The sequence below is a fragment of the Exiguobacterium sp. KRL4 genome, from assembly GCF_001870785.1.
Taxonomy (GTDB): Bacteria; Bacillota; Bacilli; order Exiguobacteriales; family Exiguobacteriaceae; genus Exiguobacterium_A.
This window is the reverse complement of the sequence record NZ_MOLV01000042.1, coordinates 1-1,360: the sequence shown is the minus strand read 5'-3', so window position 1 is coordinate 1,360 and position 1,360 is coordinate 1. Positions and strand designations below refer to the sequence as shown.

Here is a 1,360-nt window from a genome sequence, read left to right as displayed (position 1 = left end):
TTGATGGTTTTTCTGCTTTCTGGTCCGGTGTGAACCCTGAATGGTGGACACTTGATTGATGAGCCCCATCGGGGTTTTTTGTGTTGTATAAGATATCATTCGATATACTGTACCTATTCAATTTAGACGGGAGAACTATTCATGAACAGACGCACCTTCAATCCAGATCAAATCAGACAACTTGAAGCGAATCTTCACGTAGCCTCGGTATCAGATCGTACGATTCAATACAAAGGAGAATTTAAGATTCACGCTGTGCGTGAGAATTTAGCTGGTAAGCGACCGATACAAATCTTTGAGGAAAGCGGCTTTGACCTGGACATGATCGGTAAGCAAACAACGAACGAAGCGTTGAAACGATGGCGGAAGACATATCGCATTTATGGAGAAGAAGGACTCTTGAATGAGAGACGTGGAAAATCAAATCTTGGAGGTCGACCGAAAAAAGATGATTCCGTCGAACGACGCCTTGCGAAAGCTGAAGCACGAATCAAGTACCTCACAGCGGAGAACGAATTACTAAAAAAGCTCGAAGCTCTCGAAAGAGAGGCGAAGTACCGAAACTAACGGCATCTGAGCGCTATCAGGCAATCAATATTGTCTTACGGAAACAATCATCGGGCCGGTTCGTGACGGATCTATGTACGCTCGCTGAAGTGAGCCGCAGTGGTTATTACGCCTGGCTCGCACGTACGGATAGTGTTTCCCTTCGGGAAGAACGCGACTATGCAGACTACCTACTTCTGAAACGTGTTCATGATCTTCATAAGGGGAAAATCGGCTATCGTGGTCTTTACATGGAGATGCTTGATCTTATTGGGGGACCGATGAATCATAAACGTATCTTGCGTATCATGAGGAAGTTTGGAATCGTGACGAAAATCCGTAGGCAGAACGCTTACCGTAAAATCGCTAAAGCGACATATGAACATAAGACTGTACCAAACCACTTGAACCGTCAGTTCGATCAAGAAGAGCCTGGTAAGGTATTCGTCACAGACATCACTTATCTCCGTATTGGATCTGGCCAAACTGTTTATCTCTCTTGTGTGAAGGATATCGCTACACGTGAAATTATGGCACATCATGTATCTACACGCCTCCATATGGAACTTGTCCTTCATACAACGAATAAGCTCGCAAAACGACTTCAAGGGAATATACACCCGGAAGCCATGATACATTCCGATCAAGGATTCCATTATACGCATCCTGCTTATCAAACACGCATCCGTGAGATGGGAATGCTTCAATCCATGTCTCGTAGAGGAAACTGCCTGGATAATGCCCCGATGGAATCGTTCTTTGGGCACTTGAAAGATTATGTCGATTATAAATTAGCATCTGACCTCGATGAGGT

General features: G+C 44.6%; 2 protein-coding genes. Both read left to right on the top strand.

Going from position 1 to position 1,360, the window contains the following annotated elements; translation table 11 throughout:
* Positions 1-141: 141 nt before the first annotated feature.
* Positions 142-567 carry an HTH domain-containing protein gene (locus BLD48_RS15815; protein WP_071501014.1) on the top strand — a complete coding sequence of 142 codons (426 nt, stop codon included), beginning with the start codon at positions 142-144 and terminating at the stop codon, positions 565-567.
* A partial coding sequence (locus BLD48_RS15810; protein WP_236630051.1) for an IS3 family transposase occupies positions 516-1,360 on the top strand: 845 nt, incomplete at its 3' end. The genes BLD48_RS15815 and BLD48_RS15810, both read left to right, overlap by 52 nt.

Coding starts and splice junctions, on each gene's coding strand:
- BLD48_RS15815 (WP_071501014.1), top strand. CDS start 142: ATGAACAGACGCACCTTCAATCCAGATCAAATCAGACAACTTGAAGCG.